The 19,826-nt window shown below is 40.2% G+C and carries 19 protein-coding genes; 10 read left to right on the top strand and 9 right to left on the bottom strand.

Annotated features, from left to right (window positions below):
• Positions 1-158: 158 nt before the first annotated feature.
• Complete coding sequence (locus CTN01_RS14460; RefSeq protein ID WP_005367039.1) at positions 159-1,016, top strand: MurR/RpiR family transcriptional regulator; 858 nt, start codon at positions 159-161, stop codon at positions 1,014-1,016.
• 237 nt (positions 1,017-1,253) lie between these two features.
• Positions 1,254-2,699 carry a pyruvate kinase gene (gene pyk / locus CTN01_RS14455; protein ID WP_045127171.1) on the top strand — a complete coding sequence of 482 codons (1,446 nt, stop codon included), beginning with the start codon at positions 1,254-1,256 and terminating at the stop codon, positions 2,697-2,699.
• Positions 2,700-2,766: 67 nt separating this feature from the next.
• Here pyk and rimJ read toward each other — a convergent pair whose 3' ends face one another.
• Positions 2,767-3,363: a ribosomal protein S5-alanine N-acetyltransferase gene (rimJ, locus tag CTN01_RS14450; RefSeq protein WP_045082594.1), complete on the bottom strand. Its 597-nt coding sequence runs from the start codon at positions 3,361-3,363 to the stop codon at positions 2,767-2,769.
• Between the two features lie 75 nt (positions 3,364-3,438).
• On the opposite strand from rimJ, the gene CTN01_RS14445 reads away from it, so the two are divergent.
• Complete coding sequence (locus CTN01_RS14445; protein ID WP_208598945.1) at positions 3,439-4,020, top strand: methylated-DNA--[protein]-cysteine S-methyltransferase; 582 nt, start codon at positions 3,439-3,441, stop codon at positions 4,018-4,020.
• An 81-nt stretch (positions 4,021-4,101) separates the two neighbouring features.
• On the opposite strand, the gene tyrR is transcribed toward CTN01_RS14445, so the two are convergent.
• From tyrR to CTN01_RS14430, 3 genes are all read right to left on the bottom strand, one after another.
• Positions 4,102-5,640, bottom strand: coding sequence for a transcriptional regulator TyrR (tyrR, locus tag CTN01_RS14440; RefSeq protein ID WP_045149601.1), 1,539 nt, complete (start codon positions 5,638-5,640; stop codon positions 4,102-4,104).
• A gap of 288 nt (positions 5,641-5,928) precedes the next feature.
• The gene (locus CTN01_RS14435) at positions 5,929-7,083 is read right to left on the bottom strand and encodes a DUF1501 domain-containing protein (protein ID WP_045149599.1); all 1,155 of its coding nucleotides are present in this window, start codon (positions 7,081-7,083) and stop codon (positions 5,929-5,931) included.
• Between the two features lie 10 nt (positions 7,084-7,093).
• On the bottom strand, positions 7,094-8,455 hold the full coding sequence (locus CTN01_RS14430; protein ID WP_045149598.1) for a DUF1800 domain-containing protein: 1,362 nt from the start codon (positions 8,453-8,455) through the stop codon (positions 7,094-7,096).
• Positions 8,456-8,644: 189 nt separating this feature from the next.
• Between CTN01_RS14430 and CTN01_RS14425 the strand changes: the two genes are divergently transcribed.
• Positions 8,645-9,151 (top strand): hypothetical protein, encoded by a 507-nt coding sequence (locus CTN01_RS14425; RefSeq protein ID WP_045149597.1) that lies wholly within the window; start codon positions 8,645-8,647, stop codon positions 9,149-9,151.
• 81 nt (positions 9,152-9,232) lie between these two features.
• On the opposite strand, the gene CTN01_RS14420 is transcribed toward CTN01_RS14425, so the two are convergent.
• The 5 genes from CTN01_RS14420 to pspA all read right to left on the bottom strand — a co-directional run bounded on the left by CTN01_RS14420 (position 9,233) and on the right by pspA (position 13,145).
• Complete coding sequence (locus CTN01_RS14420) at positions 9,233-10,258, bottom strand: YcjF family protein (protein WP_107342182.1); 1,026 nt, start codon at positions 10,256-10,258, stop codon at positions 9,233-9,235.
• Positions 10,255-11,652: a YcjX family GTP-binding protein gene (locus CTN01_RS14415; RefSeq protein WP_045149595.1), complete on the bottom strand. Its 1,398-nt coding sequence runs from the start codon at positions 11,650-11,652 to the stop codon at positions 10,255-10,257. The genes CTN01_RS14420 and CTN01_RS14415 overlap by 4 nt, the downstream gene beginning before the upstream one ends.
• A 157-nt stretch (positions 11,653-11,809) precedes the next feature.
• Entirely contained in the window at positions 11,810-12,196 is a 387-nt protein-coding gene (gene pspC / locus CTN01_RS14410; protein ID WP_005367018.1) for an envelope stress response membrane protein PspC, read from the bottom strand.
• Positions 12,196-12,423, bottom strand: a complete 228-nt coding sequence (gene pspB / locus CTN01_RS14405) for an envelope stress response membrane protein PspB (protein WP_006646015.1) — start codon at positions 12,421-12,423, stop codon at positions 12,196-12,198. Before pspB ends, pspC begins: the two co-directional genes overlap by 1 nt.
• 56 nt (positions 12,424-12,479) lie before the next feature.
• Positions 12,480-13,145: a phage shock protein PspA gene (gene pspA, locus CTN01_RS14400; protein WP_005367014.1), complete on the bottom strand. Its 666-nt coding sequence runs from the start codon at positions 13,143-13,145 to the stop codon at positions 12,480-12,482.
• Positions 13,146-13,354: 209 nt separating this feature from the next.
• Between pspA and pspF the strand changes: the two genes are divergently transcribed.
• The 6 genes from pspF to CTN01_RS14370 all read left to right on the top strand — a co-directional run bounded on the left by pspF (position 13,355) and on the right by CTN01_RS14370 (position 19,801).
• Complete coding sequence (pspF, locus tag CTN01_RS14395) at positions 13,355-14,380, top strand: phage shock protein operon transcriptional activator (protein WP_045127178.1); 1,026 nt, start codon at positions 13,355-13,357, stop codon at positions 14,378-14,380.
• Positions 14,381-14,517: 137 nt separating this feature from the next.
• Positions 14,518-16,137: an ABC transporter substrate-binding protein SapA gene (gene sapA / locus CTN01_RS14390; RefSeq protein WP_005367010.1), complete on the top strand. Its 1,620-nt coding sequence runs from the start codon at positions 14,518-14,520 to the stop codon at positions 16,135-16,137.
• A 3-nt stretch (positions 16,138-16,140) separates the two neighbouring features.
• Positions 16,141-17,103, top strand: coding sequence for an ABC transporter permease (locus tag CTN01_RS14385; RefSeq protein WP_045127179.1), 963 nt, complete (start codon positions 16,141-16,143; stop codon positions 17,101-17,103).
• A complete protein-coding gene (sapC, locus tag CTN01_RS14380) occupies positions 17,090-17,977 on the top strand; it encodes a putrescine export ABC transporter permease SapC (RefSeq protein ID WP_045127180.1) in 888 nt (295 codons plus the stop codon). Before CTN01_RS14385 ends, sapC begins: the two co-directional genes overlap by 14 nt.
• 1 nt (position 17,978) lies before the next feature.
• Positions 17,979-18,980 carry a peptide ABC transporter ATP-binding protein gene (locus CTN01_RS14375; protein WP_005367005.1) on the top strand — a complete coding sequence of 334 codons (1,002 nt, stop codon included), beginning with the start codon at positions 17,979-17,981 and terminating at the stop codon, positions 18,978-18,980.
• Complete coding sequence (locus tag CTN01_RS14370) at positions 18,977-19,801, top strand: peptide ABC transporter ATP-binding protein (RefSeq protein WP_005367003.1); 825 nt, start codon at positions 18,977-18,979, stop codon at positions 19,799-19,801. Before CTN01_RS14375 ends, CTN01_RS14370 begins: the two co-directional genes overlap by 4 nt.
• Positions 19,802-19,826: the final 25 nt, after the last annotated feature.

The following is a 19,826-nucleotide window of genomic DNA, read 5'->3' as shown; positions in this document are numbered from 1 at the left end:
CAAAAGGCGATCCCTGTCAAAAACTAATAAAATTAGCCTTTAAAAAGCGCTGATCAGCTAGGAGATAGTCAAAATTAAGTAGTATAGTTTCATTAAACGAGCATCTTGATGACAAGTTTGCTACAAATGAAATTCAATAACGAAGTGCATTATTAGCTATGAACACCATAGAAAAAATACAAAATAACTTAGAACACTTCAGTAAATCAGAGCGCAAAGTCGCCGAAGTTATTATTGCCTCTCCACAAACAGCTATCCACTCAAGTATCGCAACACTTGCCAAAATGGCGGATGTTAGTGAGCCGACCGTTAACCGCTTTTGCCGTCGCTTAGATACTAAAGGGTTCCCTGACTTTAAATTGCATTTAGCGCAAAGCCTTGCGAACGGTACGCCTTATGTAAATCGTAATGTTGAAGAAACGGATGGGCCAGATGCCTATACTGCTAAAATTTTCGAATCAACAATGGCGTGTTTAGATGTCGCAAAAAATAGTCTCGATACAATGCAGATTAACCGCGCTGTCGATCTATTAACACAGGCGAAAAAAATCTCCTTCTTTGGTTTAGGCGCTTCTGCATCTGTCGCTCACGATGCGCAAAATAAGTTTTTCCGTTTCAACATTCCTATTGTCTGTTTTGATGATATTGTGATGCAACGCATGAGCGTGATTAACTGCTCTGATGGTGATGTCGTCGTGGTTATTTCTCACACTGGTCGCACTAAGAGTTTGGTTGAAATAGCACAAATGGCACGTGCTAATGGCGCGACGGTTATTGGTATTACGGCAAAAGACTCACCTTTAGAGCGTGAGTGCTCCTTGTCTATTTGCCTAGACGTACCAGAAGACACTGATATTTACATGCCAATGGCGAGCCGTGTTGTACAAATGACAGTTATTGATGTACTGGCAACTGGTTTTACACTCCGTCGTGGTGCCGGGTTTAGAGATAACTTGAAGCGCGTAAAAGAGTCGCTGAAAGACTCCCGCTTTTCTAAAGACAGTTCAACGCTGTAACACTTTAAAAGCGAAGCCTTAGCTTCGCTTTTTTATTCGAAACGTTTTCATTATATACTTTTTGTTACAACAAAAATGAATAAAAAAGTGACAGTTTATTGTCTTTTGATATACATCATTAAGCACAATTAGCGAGATATGGTATCAAAACTATCTCATGTTTTATTGCCGACTTGGTGATCTCCACTCTCAAACCAAGCGCTCAATAAAGCTCGTTTCTATAAATTGGAGTTTCACATGACTGAACGCCTAAGACGTACAAAAATTGTAACCACTTTAGGTCCTGCAACTGATCGCGATAATAACCTTGAAAAAATCATCGCGGCGGGTGCCAATGTTGTACGTATGAATTTCTCTCACGGCAGCCCTGAAGATCATATTCAACGCACTAAGCAAGTACGTGAAATTGCAGCTAAACTAGGTAAAAACGTAGCAATTCTAGGTGACTTACAAGGCCCTAAAATTCGTGTATCTACGTTTAAAGAAGATAAAATCCTGCTCGCTATTGGTGATAAATTCACTCTTGATAGTGACCTACCTAAAGGCGAAGGCGATCAGTTTGCTGTCGGTCTCGACTACAAAGAATTACCTAAAGATGTAGCAACGGGTGACGTCCTGTTATTAGATGATGGCCGCGTACAATTAAAAGTAACGTCTGTTGAAGGTAACAAAGTACACACTGAAGTGACAGTGGCTGGCCCATTATCAAATAATAAAGGCATCAACAAAAAAGGCGGCGGTCTTTCAGCAGAAGCATTAACAGATAAAGATAAAGCCGACATTTTAACAGCTGCGGCAATGGGTGTTGATTATCTTGCTGTATCTTTTCCACGTAATGGCGAAGACATGAAATATGCGCGCCGATTAGCCACTGAAGCAGGCCTAAATGCAAAATTAGTCGCTAAAGTTGAACGTGCAGAAGCAGTAGCGACAACCGAAGCGATGGACGATATCATCCTTGCATCTGACGTTGTTATGGTTGCTCGTGGTGATCTGGGTGTTGAAATCGGTGATCCTGAGCTAGTTGGTGTTCAAAAGAAACTTATTCGTCGTGCTCGTAGCTTAAACCGTACGGTTATTACAGCAACACAAATGATGGAATCAATGATCACTAGCCCAATGCCAACACGTGCAGAGGTTATGGATGTTGCTAACGCTGTACTAGATGGTACTGATGCGGTCATGCTTTCAGCGGAAACGGCTGCTGGTCAATTTCCTGAAGAAACCGTAAAAGCAATGGCAAGTGTTTGTTTAGGCGCAGAAAAAGAGCCAAGCATTAACGTGTCTAACCACCGTTTAGATCGATTCTTCTCATCGCCTGAAGAAACGATTGCAATGTCAACCATGTATGCTGCAAACCACATGGAAGGCGTAAAAGCGATGGTTGCAATGACTGAATCAGGTCGTACACCGTTGATGATGTCTCGCATTTCATCCGGTTTACCTATTTTTGCGCTATCTCGTAACGAAAATACCCTAAACCAAGCTTCATTATACCGTGGTGTAACACCTGTATTTTTCAATCGTGATAGTGATGCTGGTTTAGAAGCCGCAAAACATGCGTTAGATGTACTTCGTGATGCTGGATTTGTTAACGTAGGCGATCTTGTGATCATCACTCAAGGTGATGTGATGGATACTGTTGGTTCAACTAACAATATGCGTATCCTAACTGTCGAGTAATCTATTTATCTCGTAAAAGAATGTACTAAAAGGCAACCTTCGCGTTGCCTTTTTTATTGCTTTTCTTTTAAGTCGCTGACCACGTAGCTGGCGCAGTCCACTGCTGATTAATCAATGAGGTTAGAACATGATCTTGCCATTTACCATCAATTAATAGGTACGCTTTTGCTAGCCCTTCTTCTTCGAAACCCACTGAATGTAATACGCTGGCACTTCTTTTGTTATGTGGCATGTAAGCGGCCATAATGCGATGAAAACCTTTTACTTCGAACATCCAGTTCACCGTCTCTTTTAATGCCCGACGCATAATAGCGCGCCCTTGATAATCTTGATCAAGGGAGTAGCCAACATGACACGCATGAAAAGGAAATTTCACTAAATTACTGTAGTTAATCACGCCAATAATTTCGTCAGTGCTTCGGTCTTCAATCACAAAATAAAATGCCATTTCATGACGATGTAAGGTAGCGATTTGTTCAACTCTTTTTTGCCAACCGAGCTCTGAAAAAAACAATTCATTACGCATCGGCTCCCAAGCTTTCAGAAAATCGCGATTTTTTTGATAATACGTTGTTATCTTTGCCACATCCTGACTAGAAATAAGCCTAATTTTTATATCATCAAGCGCAATTGTGGATGAACGGTTTATAATTGAATGGAACAAACTATTACCTCGACACAAGGATGTTAATAAGAGGTGCTGAGTATTGCCGTAAGATTAGCATAACTAATAAACATATTGTTATATGTTATCAAACTGTTATCTGTTAATCTTAGCTTAGCAATGTTATTAATTACTAACGCATTTAGTGAGTTATGGATGTATTACGATTGTATAGAAACTGAACTAGGCAGCATTATGTTGCTAGCCGACCATCAAGGCTTAAGAAGGTTAACTGTCAATAGTCCTGGCTATTACCCCGACGAGTCCTGGCAACATAACCCCTCTTTTATGAGACCCTTTATAAGGCAATTAAAAGAATACCTCTTAGGCTCACGTAAACGCTTCACCTTCCCTCTCGCTCCTCAAGGAACGATATTTCAACAGCAAATATGGCATGCTATTGCTGATATTCCCTTCGGTGAAACATCCAGTTACGAACAAATCGCACTTGATATTGGCAATTCAGCTGCAAGCCAAGCTATAGGCATGGCAAAGAATGTAAACCCTATACCTATCATTATCCCTTGTCACCGTGTACTTAATAGCAATCAAAATCTTTGCGGCTATCGTTATGGTGCTGAAATGGTAGAGCTATTACTTGCATTAGAGTCAGGTAACGCCATTCTTATTAAAGAACCACAACATGAAATAGCATAACGCCAAATGCTAAGTTGATATTCGAAATCATAAAAAAAGAGATAATATTTATTATCTCTTTTTCTTTTATATCCGCAGTCATTAACTGCGCTTACTTAAACCATATTCTCGTAATTTATTAGCAACAGCAGTATGTGATACGCCTAACCGTTTCGCTAATTTGCGGGTAGATGGGTAACTGCGATAAAGATTCGATAAAATACCGGATTCATAACGTTTCATTATCTCATCAAGAGAGCCGTCTAATATTTCATCACTAATAATACTACTTGATTCATTTTCAGGTAACTGAACATCATCTGATGTCATGACCGTATTCTCAAGTTGTGTCATCGCACGGAATAACACATTACGTAATTGGCGAATATTACCAGGCCATGCGTATTGCTTTAAGTATTCAGCCAATTCCTCAGATATTTGAGGTTTAGGTTGATGTAACTCTTGTGATAACTGAGTTAAAAATAATTCAGCTAACGGTACTATATCAGCCGATCTTTCACGTAATGGTGGAACAACTAAAGCAAGAACATTTAAGCGGTAATATAAATCTTCGCGGAAATCACCTGATGCTACTAAGTCTGGTAACTTTTTCTGTGTAGAGCAAATTACACGAAGATTAACCTTTTTCTCAGCTTCTTCACCCACACGTCGGAATGTGCCATCTTGTAAAAAGCGTAGTAATTTAATTTGTAGATGTTTTGACATCTCACCAATTTCATACAAGAAAACAGTACCACCATCCGCTTGCTCAAAAATACCTTTTTTACTTGGTTCTGTTGTACTACCAGCAAAACCAAAGAGTTCAGTTTCAGCGGCGTTATCAGGCATAGATACGCAGTTTACAACTAAAAATGGTTTCTCTCGTCGTATGGAACGTTGATGGCATGCACGGGCTAACATTTCTTTGCCTGTTCCCGTTTCACCTTGGATCAATAACGGTGCATCTAATAAAGCTAACTTTTTCGCTTGAGCTAATAAATGCTTAAAACGCGATGATTGCCCGACTAAATGCTCAAAACCACTATCTCCATCTAGCTGGCGAGTCACAATCGGCATGGTTGCTTCAGACAGTGATTTTAGAAGAATAAGAGCACTAGCAAAAACAGGTATATCGGTTTCATCTTTAATATAAACAGGCATGACTTCCATTTGGTAATCTAAACCTGCAATCACCACCATCTCAATATGTTTTTCAGCCTGTTTTGTTTCTAACCAACGCTGAACATTAAAGCCAAATAGCGTATGAACATTTTCGTGATGAAGTGAGCCCTGATGATGGGCTAACAACCTTTCAGCAGCTTGATTCGCAAAATCAATTTTTCCGTTTAAATCGATGGAAAAAAAGGGATCAGGTAAGGTTTGAAGTAATGCAGAAAGCTCAGTATGTTCACGTTCACTCGGCATGAAATTTATTTTTCTCACATCTGTTACGCCATCTAACTGTCTTATTTGCGACATTAGATGACTAAACTGTTCAAATTCAATTTCAGGACAATTGAGATAAATGATACCAATGCGATCAATTTCAATCCCTCGAAGATCAATCTCCTGACTAGTCAGAATATCGAGTAGCTCGCGAGTCATTCCAACTCGATCTTCACAAAATACCTGTAGTCTCATTCTTTACGCCTTCTCAATATAAACTTTCCATTGTTAAGTGCGAAACATTCGGCTTATCAGAATAACAACAACAAAAAGCAATGACTTAATTCTTCAATTTCAACTCATACCGCAAACAGAAATATATGTATTAATATGAGTTTACACTTAGGTGTCAACAATTCCTGACACTTTATCAGTGTGCGACTAACACTAAATTGAGTCAAGCCTCCAGCTTAGAATCAAGTCATTTATAATTAAAAAATAACGTTATGCTTTTAGTACCTATTCGATTCAAGCACTTTTATTTTAACTATTGCGGATTAAATCATTCATCACAGGTAGCTCACTTGAACTTGGGAAAACTATATCAAGCTGCTTATTCGTTGCCCCTAAATGTGAATGCAATACTGTTTTACATATAGAACGAATATCCGTCGTTGGGGCTAAATCCCTCCCTTTATATTGCTGAGATTTAGCTAACCCCGGCCATTTTGTTATCACTTTTTTACCACTCACCGCACCTCCCGCTATCAACATTGCGTTAGCCGTACCGTGATCGGTTCCTTTGGTTCCATTTTCAGCAACCGTTCGGCCAAACTCACTCGCGGCAATAACCACTGTTCGCGACCAAGCCTCACCTAACTGTGATTTTAAAGCTGAAAGTCCCTCATCAAGTTTCTTTAATTGGCTCGCTAAACGACCTTTAACCGCGCCTTCTCCTGCGTGTGTATCCCATCCACCTAACTCTAATACCGCAATATTCGGTCCATTTTCCGACGTTAAAAATTTCCCTGCTTGTTGAGCTAAAACATGAAATTGTTGGCCGCCTTTTACATGACCTGCCATTTTTTCAATGTCTAGTGCATTAATAAAATTGTCAGATAAAGTCTGATCGCTTTGATACATATCCTGCAACAATTCAGCTTGTTGCTGCTTAATCTTCAATTTATGTGGATACCAACTATCAGCTTGGGCATTACCTTGAACAATTAAAGGTAAACCAGAATCTATGGCTATCGTATGCTGCTTGTTATCAACAGATAGAAAGCGATTTAGCCAACCATCACGATGTAACGGATCCTCAGTACCATTTTCTAATACTTTCTGCCCATCAAAATGTGAGCGCTGACGATAAGGTGATGCACAAGCATGAATAAAAGCCATCTCGCCTTGTTGATACCACTGATAACAACTCTTTAGCGCTGGATGTAAACCAAAGAAATCATCGAGTTTATTAAGCTGATTTTTATGTAATCCAATCGACGGTCTTTGCGGTAAATAGTCTTTATCTCCATAGGGGACAACCACATTTAACCCATCCATTGCACCGCGCAATGTAATCCATACAAAAATATTTGCCGACTGTGTTTTCGCAAAAGCGACAGATGGTAATGCACTGCATACCCCAACCGCAGCTAAAGATTTTAAGAACATACGGCGATCAAATATATTATTATCCATCACGATCTCGCTATCGATACATAAACTGTGGGCTTAGCCATAATAAAACTAACTTCGTTATCGCACCGTTAGCCTTATTCATTGCTAGCTCTGTATGTTGATCAAGATCTTTTCCATAAAGATTATTGACCACTTGTTTTACCAACTGAAGCGGTTTGACTTTTTGCTTCTTCGCTTCTCTTACCGCAAGCACCGCAAATGTATTTGCTACTTGCCAACGTTGTATCAACGCTGAAGAACTATTGAAATCACTATCTTGATCAGACCAACCCGCTGGGGAACCTGCCATAAATGGCTGTTGTCCCAATAACCTCAATTGTTGAGTAATTTTGTGTTCCAATGGGTTGAGATCAGCGCTACGTAAAAGCGCAAATAACCATTCTTGAGGCGTTCTAAAGCGAAGAGGTGCAGCCGTATTCACTTCAGGCTCTTGCAATAATCTCTTATAAACAGGCTGTAATTCACCGTTATTTTTTAGATAAACACCGGCTAAATCATCCACTAGCTCCTTCTTGGGCTGGCCAATAAAGTGTTGAGCTAATTTAGTAGCCAAATGCCTTGCGGTTTGTTGATGCAATGCAAGATCTTTTAAGCACGCTTCTCCCTGTCCAATCCCTGTTTGTGCATAACGCTGACCTAATAACATCACATCACCAGGTTGATGCGCCCAAGCTGCAAATTTAAAACCAGGGTTTTGCTTATCAAAACTGACCATCCAGCCTGTTATCGCATGCGCTAATTGGATGACATCTTGCTGACTGTAACCGCCATCAACCCCTAAGGTATGTAACTCCATAATCTCACGTGCGAGATTTTCATTGAGTCCCTTATGACGTTTTTTACCCAGCTTAGAATCAGGTCCTACCGATAGATTATTATCGAGAAACATCAACATTGTTGGGTGCTTAATCGTTGCTTGAAGCATATCGGCAAAATTACCATTCCAGTATTGACGTATTACCTCATTCTCAATCCCAGCAATAATCGGTTTTACTTTGCGCGTATCCGCAGAGACTGCAAAATGGTTACTCCAAAATTGAATTAAACGTTCTTGAAAACTATTGGAGGAATGCAATGTTTGTAGATTACGTGCAGATACTTGCTGTTCATAACTCAGATTAAAAAATTGATTAACCTGCTTTTGAACTGCACGCTTTTCATTTGGGGATTTTTTTAATTTTTTACGCTGTTGATTAAATAGACCAATCTGAACCAAAATATTATTCGTCGAAGGTAAAGACTGTAGAGCGGTATCAATATATGGTTTAGTTGAGATCTGCTCTGACAGCGATAATACATGCTGATCATTCAGTTTGGGGCCAAAGCCAAATCGTTGCTCAGTGATGATGGCTGCCGTTGGATAATAATTCACCTTGTTGTCCTTATCATTAACCCAAGGGTACGATAACGACTCTAACGTAAATAAGCTTCAGAGAATGTAAAGTGTTGTAAAGATGCTATCTTGACGACATAACAAGAAAATAAGTATTTAATTTTCAATCTTCTAACACCCCAACTCTTATTTATGGTTAAGCTGATTCTTTTAACAATAGAGTAAATCATGAAAAAACTGAGCATATTACTTCCCTTAGTCATCACTCTATTTGGTTGCTATGCACAAAGCTCAGCCAAGCAAGTCGAGACGACAGCAGAAAGTCTATGTGGTAAAGGTGAATTTGTTTTATCACTGCCAAAAGACATGGATCAGTACAAACAAAAAATGGCAGATTTTATTCAAGCAGGTGGTACAGATCCTTTTGATAAAACAGCCTTTACTGATACTTGTAAAAAACCTCGTAACGGTAAAATAGACTTAAAAGACATTGCAGAACAAGCAGCTCTTGCAACCCTCCCCTACCAAGATGCAGCTAAAGTGCTTTATTTTAAGCAAAAGAAAGAGACACTTTATATTGTGCTATCAGCACAAGAAAACGGATGGGCGGGCGTGTCTACCGCACTCGGCACTTCAATGCCTGTTATAATTCGTAATATTCAACTTAATAGCAGTATTAAAGACATTAAATTTGGCTATGCGCCCGGAGATGAAGATCTCGCGATCGTTAAATAACGATAAAAAAAGTGGTCAAAGATTAGCATTCTCTCTGACCACTTTATCGCTTCAATTTGTGCTTAATAAAGGCGCATCTACTTAATCTTTTTCTTTGGTGCCAAGCTGTTTAAATAGATCGCTTCGTATTTCAGCCAATTTAGGTTGCTCTCCTGGTAACCATGGTAATGGACGTACTAAACTGATCGCTTTTAAGCCAAGTCTTCCCGTCAATAAACCAATACTCACCCCTTGCGCAACTCGGGTAGACATACGTCCTGCTAAGTCCATTGATAGCATATCCATCCCCAAATCAGTGATCACTTCAGATGCACCTGCAAATGCCATATTAGCCAATACCAGCTTAAGTAGCTTAATCCGAGACCAGTAACCTAATTCAACACCATAAACTCGTGAAACTTGTTCAATTAAGCGTAAATTACGCCATGCCACCAGCAACATATCAGCCACTGCTAATGGGCTTAATGCAACCATCACTGCGGCATCGGTCGAGTATTTTGCCACTAGTTTTCGGGCTAATTTATCTTGCTGGCTGACCACTAAGCGATCATAGAGCTCAAGTACTTCGCGATCATTGTGCGTAGCATCTAACGAATTCATCCAGCGATCATAGCCATAGTTATCACTACTAATCTGACTATGCAGTGCCAGTTTTGTACAGAAGGCTTTGCCGTTACCTATGCCATCACCATCAAGTAAGAGTTGAGCTTCATCACGCTCTGTTTGACGTGATTTTAACCGCCGTAATTTCAAAAGCTCTCGACCTAATGCACTAATACCAGCCACGGCAATACCTGCAACCAATGCACTCCAGCCAAGCGATAACCAATCAGCTGTTTGATAAGCTGTCACAACATGGTTGACCGTCTGCCACCCCACCATTGCTGCGCCTGCAACCACTAATCCTTTCAAAAAGCCATAACGACGCTTAGGTTTCGCTGCTAATACTTGCTTGAGATCTTTTTCAATTTCAGTTTCTTGTTGCTCTATTGCTTCAGGTAAAAAGTCGGCTTGTTGAGCAAACTCCAATTTAGAAGCAATATTGAGTTGTTCTTGGTTAACGGTTGGATCATCAAAAACAATTTTACTTTTTAACGGTTCACTCATTGCAGTTTATCTCCCAACAAATACTCAAGCGCTTTATCCATTCGGATATGCGGCAAAGGCTCGTCACTTTGCTGTTGCAACGGACGGAAATTAATAAAATCAAAGCTCTGCTGTTGCCAAAAATCAACGTTTGGTAACCGTTTTGGCACTTCTCCAGGAAAAAGAGTTTGTGCATTACCTAACAAATCGATCCCCCTTAATGCAGGGACTTGCTGACCTTTGTGATTAACAAAACCAGGCTCAGTCGCTTGAATCGATGCCAAGCTAACACAATCCATTTTAATCCCTTCAAAGGAGGCGGTTTGCCATGCTTCATTTACTAACTGCTGTAATAATCCGACTAAATTCGGGTGCTGCTCGGGCGTAATATGATCGGCTTTGGTTGCAGCGAAGAGTACTTTATCAATACGCGGTGAAAATAGTCGGCGCAGTAACGAGCTACGTCCGTATTTAAAACTTTGCATCAACTGATCTAATGCTTGGCGCATATCATTAAACGATTCTGGTCCCGCATTAAGAGGCTGTAAGCAATCAACTAATATGATTTGGCGATCAAACTTAGAGAAGTGATCGTTATAGAACGCTTTAACCACATGCTGTTGATAATACTTATAGCGATTTCTAAGCATCCCAACATTGGTACTTTCATCCGCATCCATCAGCTGTTTTTCTGTGTACTTTTTATTCCACAATAGTGGGAAAAATTGTAAAACAGGTGCACCAGCTAATTCACCAGGCAGAACAAAACGTCCGGGTTGAACCCAATGTAATCCCCCTTCAGCTTTACATTGATGCAAATACTCGGTGAACGCCTTCGATATTTCTTCAATCTGCTTTTCATCTGCGGGTGCAAAAGGATCAAACATCTCGGTTTTAGCAAGCCAATTCTGTGCTAACTCAAGGCGTTTACCTTTTAATACTTGGCTTTGTTGTGCCGACCACTGAGTAAAATCTAAATCAAGTAACGGTAAATCTAATAACCACTCACCGGGATAATCAATAATATCCAAATACAAAGTGGCGGTATCTTGAAATAGTTTCAATGCCCCTTTCTGAGGCTTATAGCGAAGTGCTAAACGTGTTTGACTCACATCCCTTGTTGGCTCAGGCCATTCAGGAGGCGTCGACATAATTGATTGCATTCCTTCATCATAGCCAAATTTAGGCACATGCAGATCTAACTGAGGAACACGCTTTGCACCTAATAAATGGCCGTCACGCATCGCACTAAACATAGGTAGGCGAGCATTCGTGCTTACATGCAGTAATTGATTAATAAGAGAAGTAATAAAGGCCGTTTTACCTGCTCGAGACAATCCTGTGACGGCAAGTCGAACGTGTCGGTCTAAACTGCGATTAACGAGCTTATTCAACTCATTACTGATTCGATTCATGATTAACCCTAGTTGTTTTCATTTTTGTTTTAGGTTTAACAACTTTATTCTAATAATTATCAATAAAGTGATTTAACTATATTACGCCTTTATAACGAAAAAAAGCAGGTCTGACATTGTTCAGCACCTGCTTCATTAGGCAAAGCTTTATGGATAATTAAAGCTTATTGAACTCGCGATCGACTTTAAATGCAGAAGATGTAACATACGCTTCCATCTGTTGTACCTTCTTTTCTGCGGTATCAAATTCTGATTCAACTTTTTGTAAAATTTGATGCGCAGAGCGACCAGCCTGCCATGGTTTCTGTTTTACGTTGTGCTCGGTATAAGTATCTTGTTGCTCTTTTCGCTGTGGTGGCATTTTATCTAAAATTAACCATGCGGCGATATAAGCAATTGTGGCAAAAAAACCTAAACCAAGTAAGAAGGCCGAAACAGCAAGAATACGTACTAACCAAATTTCAACGCCGAAATATTCAGCTAAGCCAGCACACACACCACCCAGTTTTCCTTTTTTAGGATCACGGTATAAGGTCTTACTCATTATTTTTGCCTCCACCTTGGCACTTCTGCATCAAGAATACGCTCTAACGTCACAATACGTTCTTGCATATCTTCTGCGCGTGCCACCAAGGTCTCTAACTTTTTCTGATCTTCACCTGACAGCCCTTCACCGGCTTGACGTTTACTGCGATAGTGAAGGATTAACCATAGCGGTGCGACAATAATCATGAACACCACTAATGGAACGCTAATAAAACCCATTGACATTATTTGTTCTCCTTTCGCGCAGAATCAATGAAACAACGACGATAACTTAGTTGTACTTACTCTTTATCCTTGATGTTCGCTTTTAAGCGCTCAAGTTCTTTTTCAATTTCGTCTTGTGCTTGTAAATCAGCAAATTCTGACTCTAAGCTTTTACCACGGCCAAAGCTATAACTATCTGCTTCTGCTTCCATTTCATCGATGCGACGTTCATATTGCTCAAACTTCGACATCGCCTCATCAACTTTACTTGTATCTAACTGACGACGAACATCACGACGAGTGCCTGCTGCTTTATGACGCGTCACTAACGCTTGTTGACGAGCGCGTGTTTCTTGCAATTTACGCTCAAGCTCAGCGACTTCTAATGACAATTTTTCAATTGTCTCTTCTACGAGTTTGTATTCTTCATTTAGCGTTAATGCGACATCGGCCAATTTTTGCTTTTCGATCAGTGCTGCACGAGCTAAATCTTCACGACCTTTTTGTAGTGCAAGGCTCGCCTTTTCCTGCCAATCTGTAATTTGTGATTCAATCGCTTGAATACGACGGTGTAACTCTTTTTTATCAGCTAATGCACGAGCTGAAGATGTACGTACCTCAACTAATGTATCTTCCATCTCTTGGATGATAAGACGGATCAGTTTTTGTGGATCCTCAGCCTTATCCAGTAACGAATTCACGTTAGCATTTACGATATCAGCAAAACGAGAAAAAATACCCATCATTAAACTCCTTGATTAAACCCATTTCACAGTAATCACGCTTACAGGTTTATATAGTGATACTAACTTAATGTTATTGTGTTACCACTTAGATATATCAAGTACTGTGCCAACTTTTAAACCATTAAATATCAATAGCTTAAATTACCATTAACTTTTAAAAAAGCTATGATATAGTTAATTTAACCAATTAATAGTGAGATTAACCAATGCGTAAGAAGGAAAACTTAATCGGTGAATCTGATGCTTTTCTAAGTGTTCTAGACCAAGCATCACGCCTCGCTTCGCTCAATCGTCCCATTCTTATTCTTGGTGAGCGAGGCACTGGTAAAGAGTTAATCGCCCAACGCGTTCACTACTTATCAAAGCGTTGGGATCAACCTTTAGTAACACTAAACTGTGCCGCACTAAGCGAAGGCGTCATTGATTCTGAACTATTTGGTCATGAAGCGGGTTCCTTTACTGGGGCGAAAGGTCGTCACCAAGGACGCTTTGAACGTGCAGAAAATGGCACACTTTTTTTAGATGAATTAGCGACCGCCCCGATGGGGGTTCAAGAAAAATTATTACGCGTAATTGAATACGGTGAGTACGAACGCGTGGGCGGTAATAAGCCTTGCCAAGCGAATGTGCGCTTAGTTTGTGCAACTAATGAAAATTTACCCAAATTAGTTGCTGAAGGAAAATTTAGAGCTGATTTACTTGATAGACTAGCGTTTGAAATCATCCACCTTCCACCCTTACGTGAACGACAAGACGATATTTTACCATTAGCAGAACACTATGCTGTGCGTATGTGTCGAGAACTAGGATATAGCTATTTTGCAGGTTTTACTCAACAGGCAAAACAACAACTACTCGACTATCAATGGCCAGGTAATATTCGAGAGTTAAAAAACGTTGTCGAGCGGTCTGTATTTCGTCATAGCAATGAAGATGAGGCTATTACCGAAATTTATACCGACCCTTTCGCTACTGCTTGGCAATCTTGTGAATCAACACCACCGCAGTCTTTATCCATTGTTGATACCCCTGCCGCCAAACAAGAAAGCTCAAGCATTCAACTTCCTGTTGATCTTCGCCAATACTTGAAAGATCAAGAAATCATGTTGATTAATAATGCACTTAAACAAGCTCGCTTTAATCAAACAAAAGCCGCCGAACTTTTAAGCTTAAGTTATCACCAGTTAAGGGGATTAATTCGAAAATATGACATTAGCGTTAACGGTGATTAATCAACCAAATTCGCGCGATAATTAAAGATATGTAACGGTTTTAGACTAATTCCTTATAAATAAAGCAGGATAGCTTGGTGACGTTAAAAGAAAAATGTTAAATTTAACGACTTAATTTCATTTAACGCCTATTAAATATGAGCGCTTACAGTCGTCTTTTGATTGCCGGCTTCACTTTACTTGGCCTTTTAGGTTGTAAAGAGCCGTCACATAATACCGCTAAGCAAAGCAATGGCTTTGTTTATTGCGGTCAAGATACTCCGACAACATTAAATCCACAGCTAACGGATGGCGGGTTAACAGCAGAAACACTTTCGGCTCAAATTTTCGATCGCCTGCTGTTACTCGATCCTATCAGCCACAAACCTCTTCCTGATCTAGCAAAAAGCTGGACTGTCAGTGACGATGGCTTGGTATATACCTTTAAGCTGCGAGATAACGTTAAATTCCAACATACTGATTGGTTTACTCCAACACGTCCACTGAATGCTGACGACGTTATTTTTAGCTTTGAGCGAATCATTAATCCACACCACCCTTTTCATAATATTTCTGGTGGTCGTTACCCATGGTTTGAAAGCCTTGGGTTCGCTAATTTAATTGATACTATCAAAGCTAAAGATCCTCTTACGGTTCAATTTACCTTAAATCGCCCTGATAATTCTTTTTTATCTAACTTAGCAACTAGCTATGCGGTAATTTATTCTGAGCAATATGGCCAACAACTATTAAAATCAGGACGTATCGGCCTTATTGATACCAAACCTATTGGAACTGGTCCTTTTTACGTTGATCAATTTATACCCAATGATCTTATTCGCTTAAAACGTAATAAGGATTATTGGCAAGGTGCCGCGCCAATGGAGCAAGTGGTATTTGATATCTCTGCCCGTGGCATGGGTAATCTTGCTAAGTTGCTAAGCTCTGAATGTGATGTTCTCTCATCTCCGGTTGCGAGCCAGTTACCTGTTATTTCAAATAACGATAACTATAAACTATTGGCCCAAACGGGGATGAATGTATCTTTTCTGGCATTAAATACAGAACGACCACCATTAAATAAATTAGAAATCCGTGAAGCTATTAATTATGCGATAAACCGTAAAACACTGCTCAATTCTGTTTATTACGGTACTGCAACAGAAGCAAAAAGCTTATTACCCCCAATGTCTTGGGCTTATAACCACGACAGCAAAGCGCTTTCTTATAATCCTAAATTAGCCAAACAACTGCTTGATGCCGCTGGCTATGATTACAACCAAGTCCTGACAATGTGGGTACCGCTTGAGCCTCGACCGTATAACCCGAGTCCTCGTAAAACTGCGGAATTAATCCAAGCTAATTTGAAAGCAGTTGGTATCAATGTGTCTTTACATCATCAAGAAACGATTGGTCGTGTTGGCTTAACTGATACCACTCAATACGATATGGTTCTTGCTGGCTGGATCGCAGATAACGGTGACCCTGATAATTTCTTAAGACCATTATTATCATGTAATGCTAAAAAAGCAGGGCTCAATGTCGCTAACTGGTGTGATCTTGGTTTTGATAACTTACTTGAAATTGCACTACGCACAAATAAGCAACAACAACGCCAAGCATATTACCAGCAAGCGCAAAATATTTTGGATCAACAAATACCTGTGATCCCATTAGCTCATGGTGTCCATTTCCAAGCCCACAATAAATCGTTGGGAGGGTTACAGATGGACCCATTTGGTTCGCGATCTTTTTCCAGTGTTTATCGAATTGAGTAAAGTATGTTTATTTATACGATACGTCGCCTAAATTTGTTTGTAATTACTCTATTAATACTAACTTTAATTAGTTTTAGTATTTTGCGTTTAGATACCCAATTACAATGGGCGCATCAGAGCTTTTTTAGTGGTTGGATTTTATATTTAGAGAACTTACTTTCAGGTAATCTCGGTATCACTCCCAATGGCATACCTATTAGCAGCGAAATCTTAACCGTATTTCCGGCAACGTTAGAACTATGCTTTTTTGCTTTTATACTATCGTTAATTGTTGGTATTCCACTTGGTACTATCGCAGGCGTACACCGAGGACAGCCCCTTGATACCATCATTTCCTCAATAACCTTACTGGGCTATTCCATCCCACTATTTTGGTTAGCGATGTTATTAATTCTGTTGTTTTCACTGAATTTAGGCTGGCTGCCTGTTTCTGGTCGTTACAGTTTGTTGTATCAATTTGATCATGTCACAGGCTTTGCTCTGATTGATATTTTGCTGTCAGATAAACCATACCGTATGGAAGCATTTCTTAATGCACTACAGCATTTAGTATTGCCAACAATTGTATTAGCGATGGCGCCTACAACAGAAGTGATACGTTTAACCCGAGCCTCAATTTCGGACGTAATGACAAAAAACTATATCAAAGTCGCCCAAACGAAAGGCTTATCTACCTTTGAAATCGTTCGCCGCCATGCGATGAAAAATGCCCTTCCACCAATCATTCCTAAATTAGGGATGCAGTTTGCGGCAATGATGACCTTTGCCATGCTTACGGAATCTATTTTTAATTGGCCGGGTATTGGTCGTTGGTTACTTAATGCGATTGCAGATCAAAATTATGTTGCCATTCAAGCAGGTGTAATCACAGTAGGTAGCTTCATCTTATTAGCTAACATTTTATCTGATTTGGCTGGTGCTATGGTGAACCCATTAGTAAGGAAGGAATGGTATGCCATCAAATAGTGTTTACCAAGAAGAAACAATCCCAACCCAATGGGAACGCGCTTGGCAAAATTTTAGGGCGAACTCACTGGCTATGTTTGGACTATGGTGTTTACTGTTTTTGCTCATTGTCACCCTAACAGCACAATGGTTAGCACCCTATTCTCCGATAAAACAGGTTGGTGAGCTTCTCATGCAACCTTCATGGGATAATTCTGGTCATGTGAACTTTTTCTTTGGTACTGATGATTTAGGTCGTGATATTTTATCTCGCTTGATCATAGGTTCACAGTTAACCTTTGGCTATGCCTTGTTAGTTGCCTTTGCATCCAGCATTATTGGTTTACTGATCGGTATTCTTGCAGGAATGAGCAAAGGCTTAAAAGCGAGCTTTTTAAATCATATATTAGATACCGTGTTATCTATCCCTTCGCTTTTATTAGCCATCATTGTGGTCGCCTATATGGGGCCAGGGGAAACGCATATCTTACTCGCTATTTGGCTAGCTTTGATCCCTCGTTTTATTCGAGCGGTTTACACAGCCGTCCATACTGAGGTCGCTAAAGATTACGTTATTGCTGCACGATTAGATGGCGCTAATAATTTTTATCTCTTATGGAACTCAATCCTACCCAATATTTTATCAACCATTATTACTGAGATGACGCGTGCAATCTCGATTGCTATTTTAGATATTGCAGCACTGGGTTTCCTAGGGTTAGGCGCGCAAACACCACTACCAGAATGGGGGGCTATGTTAGGTGATTCTGTTGAGCTAATTTACCTTGCACCATGGACAGTCACATTACCGGGTCTTGCCATTATGTTTAGCGTTCTAGTCATTAATTTAGTCGGTGATGGTCTTCGCCAAGCACTTAATGCAGGGATTGATTAATATGCCATTACTCGATATACGCAACCTCACTATCGAAATCGACACGCCACAAGGCATGGTAAAAGCGGTTGATAGAATGAGCATAACCATTAACGAAAGCGAAATTCGTGGTTTAGTAGGTGAATCTGGTTCAGGTAAAAGCCTTGTCGCGAAAGCAATTGCGGGGGTGTGTAAAGATAATTGGCGCGTCAGTGCCGATCGCATGCGCTTAGGTGATATTGACTTACTCACTCTATCTCATCGTGAGCGCCGAAAAATTGTTGGCCGTGAAATGGCAATGATCTTCCAAGAGCCATCAACCTGTCTTGATCCCTCTGAGACAATTGGGGAGCAGTTGGAAGAAGCCATTCCCTCTTCATCGTTTACTGGGCATTTTTGGCAACGCTTTCACTGGCGCCAAAAACAAGCTATCGCACTTTTGCATAAAGTCGGTATCAAAGAGCACAAACGTGTAATGCGTAGCTACCCTTATGAATTAACCGATGGCGAATGTCAGAAAGTCATGATTGCAATGGCGATTGCAAACCGTCCACGATTATTGATTGCCGATGAGCCCACAAACGACTTAGACCCAATTACCCAAGCTCAAATCTTTCGCTTATTAAGCCGGATGAATCAGTTAGGCAACACCACTATTTTATTAGTCAGCCATGATCTTACGACAGTTACCCAGTGGGCTGATAGAATTACGGTCATGTATTGTGGACAATCGGTTGAATCTGGAACTTCTAAGCAGTTGTTAGAGTCACCACACCACCCTTATACCGCAGCGTTAATGCGTGCTATGCCTGATTTTAGCTTAGACAATATAAGCCATAAGACGAAACTAGAAACGTTACCGGGATCTATTCCTCCACTTCAGCACTTACCGATTGGTTGTCGATTAGGTCCTCGTTGTCCTCATGCTCAACGTAAATGTGTTGAAGTGCCTAAACGTAGAAAAATTAAAAACCATAAGTTTAGCTGTCACTTCCCGCTAAACATGGAGGAAGACAGTAAATGAGTTCGCTATTGGAAGTAGAAAATCTAAAGAAAGATTACCATTATCGTTCAAGTTTTTTCCGTAGACGCACAATCGAAGCTGTAAAACCTGTCTCTTTTCACCTTGAAGCAGGTGAAACAATTGCGCTACTGGGTGAAAATGGTTCAGGTAAATCAACCTTGGCAAAAATGCTTTCTGGTGTTGTCGAACCAACCAGTGGCATTATTCGCGTAAATGGTGACACCTTATCAAGCGGTGATTACCAAACGCGCTGTAAACTGATCCGAATGATTTTCCAAGATCCGAATACGTCGCTTAATCCTCGTATTCAAATTGGTCGTATTCTGGAAGGCCCATTAAAACGTAATACCAATATGACGCCGCAAGCGCGTGAAAAACGTATTATGGATACTTTAAAACGAGTTGGCTTACTTCCTGAACATGCCTATTTCTATCCACAAATGCTAGCTACAGGTCAAAAACAGCGTGTTTCATTAGCTCGCGCTCTCATTCTTCAGCCCTGTATTATCGTTGCTGATGAAGCACTAAACGGGCTTGATATGTCCATGCGTTCTCAGATGATAAACCTGTTATTAGAACTGCAAGAAGAAATGGGATTGTCCTATATCTATGTGTCACAGCACATGGGTGTGATAAAACACTTCAGTGATAAAGTGATGGTGATGCAAGATGGTGAAGTGGTAGAGAAAGGCCGTACCGCGAATGTATTTAACAATCCAAAACATCCATTAACGCAAAAATTATTAGATAGTCACTTTAGCTCGCCAAAGAAAGATAAAAGCACACGAATTAATAACTCAACACCCAAAATCAGCACATAACGCAAAATATAAAAATGAAAAAGCC

Origin of the sequence: Photobacterium angustum (assembly GCF_003026365.1) — a bacterium.
Lineage (GTDB): Bacteria > Pseudomonadota > Gammaproteobacteria > Enterobacterales > Vibrionaceae > Photobacterium > Photobacterium angustum.
Note: the sequence above shows the minus strand (reverse complement) of the source record. Positions and strands in the feature narration are given on the sequence as shown.